The following is a 1,920-nucleotide window of genomic DNA, read 5'->3' as shown; positions in this document are numbered from 1 at the left end:
CCAGACAGACTTCCGCGGTTCGCTTGACGAGCCGCACCCGGCACCGCCGGACTTTGTTAAACCCGCCGGGACTACACCGGCCGATGAAAACCACAATTAGGAGAGATCGACAATGAAGCTTCGTCCTCTGCATGACCGCGTCGTCATCCGTCGCAGCGAAGAAGAAAAGAAAACCGCTGGCGGTATCGTCCTGCCAGGTTCGGCTGCTGAAAAAGCCAACAGCGGCGAAATCCTCGCTGTAGGCACCGGCCGCGTACTGGAAAACGGTGAAGTGCGTGCACTGTCCGTGAAAGTGGGCGACAAGGTTGTGTTCGGTCCTTACTCCGGCAGCAACACTGTGAAAGTCGACGGCGAAGACCTGCTGGTAATGAGCGAGAACGAAATCCTCGCTGTTATCGAAGGCTGATTACCCGCTCATTTTCCCGCTACTTCAAAGTATTTAAGGAATATCGATCATGGCTGCTAAAGAAGTTAAATTCGGCGATTCCGCCCGCAAGAAAATGCTCGTTGGTGTCAACGTCCTGGCTGACGCGGTAAAAGCGACCCTGGGCCCGAAAGGCCGTAACGTGATCCTCGAGAAAAGCTTCGGCGCTCCGACCATCACCAAGGACGGCGTTTCCGTAGCCAAGGAAATCGAACTGGAAGACCGTTTCGAAAACATGGGCGCGCAGCTGGTCAAAGACGTTGCCTCCCGTGCCAACGATGACGCAGGCGACGGCACCACCACCGCTACCGTTCTGGCTCAATCGATCGTCAACGAAGGCCTGAAAGCCGTCGCTGCCGGCATGAACCCGATGGACCTGAAGCGCGGTATCGACAAAGCGACCATCGCTATTGTCAAAGAATTGAAAGCCCTGTCCAAGCCATGCGCTGACACCAAGGCAATCGCTCAGGTAGGCACCATCTCCGCCAACTCCGACAACTCCATCGGCGACATCATTGCCGAAGCCATGGAAAAAGTCGGCAAAGAAGGCGTGATCACCGTTGAAGAAGGCTCGGGCCTGGAAAACGAACTGTCGGTTGTTGAAGGCATGCAGTTTGACCGTGGCTACCTGTCCCCGTACTTCGTCAACAAGCCAGAGACCATGGTCGCTGAGCTGGACGGCCCGCTGATCCTGCTGGTCGACAAAAAGATCTCGAACATCCGCGAAATGCTGCCAGTGCTGGAAGCCGTTGCCAAAGCCGGCCGTCCACTGCTGATCGTGGCCGAAGACGTTGAAGGCGAAGCCCTGGCGACTCTGGTTGTGAACAACATGCGTGGCATCGTTAAAGTCGCAGCCGTCAAGGCTCCAGGCTTCGGCGACCGTCGCAAGGCCATGCTGCAGGACATCGCTGTTCTGACCGGCGGTACCGTGATCTCCGAAGAGATCGGTCTGAGCCTGGAAAGCACCACTCTGGAGCACCTGGGTAACGCCAAGCGCGTCACCCTGTCCAAGGAAAACACCATCATCGTTGACGGTGCTGGCGTTGAAGGCGACATCCAGGCGCGTATCGCTCAGATCCGTGCTCAGGTTGCTGAAACTTCCTCCGACTACGACCGTGAAAAACTGCAAGAGCGTCTGGCCAAGCTGTCCGGCGGCGTTGCAGTAATCAAGGTTGGCGCTGGTTCCGAAGTTGAAATGAAAGAGAAGAAAGCCCGCGTTGAAGACGCCCTGCACGCTACTCGTGCAGCCGTTGAAGAAGGCGTGGTACCTGGCGGTGGCGTTGCGCTGATCCGCGCTCTGCAAACCCTGGCTGACCTGAAAGGCGACAACGCTGATCAGGACGTGGGTATCGCTGTTCTGCGCCGTGCAGTTGAAGCACCGCTGCGTCAGATCGCTGCCAACAGCGGTGACGAGCCAAGCGTTGTGGTCAACGAAGTCAAGAACGGCAAAGGTAACTTCGGTTACAACGCTGCGACTGGCGAATACGGCGACATGA

Annotated in this window: 2 protein-coding genes; both read left to right on the top strand. The window is 57.1% G+C overall.

Translation table 11 applies throughout. The features are described 5' to 3' along the window. Positions 1–112: 112 nt before the first annotated feature. The gene (locus ACRESJ_RS31100; protein ID WP_007985847.1) at positions 113–406 is read left to right on the top strand and encodes a co-chaperone GroES; all 294 of its coding nucleotides are present in this window, start codon (positions 113–115) and stop codon (positions 404–406) included. Positions 407–455: 49 nt separating this feature from the next. Next, the coding region (gene groL / locus ACRESJ_RS31095) for a chaperonin GroEL (protein WP_431761323.1) at positions 456–1,920 on the top strand (1,465 nt) is incomplete at its 3' end.

The organism is Pseudomonas sp., from assembly GCF_050739655.1.
In the GTDB taxonomy this organism is placed as follows: domain Bacteria; phylum Pseudomonadota; class Gammaproteobacteria; order Pseudomonadales; family Pseudomonadaceae; genus Aquipseudomonas.
This window is presented reverse-complemented; position numbering and strand designations above follow the sequence as displayed.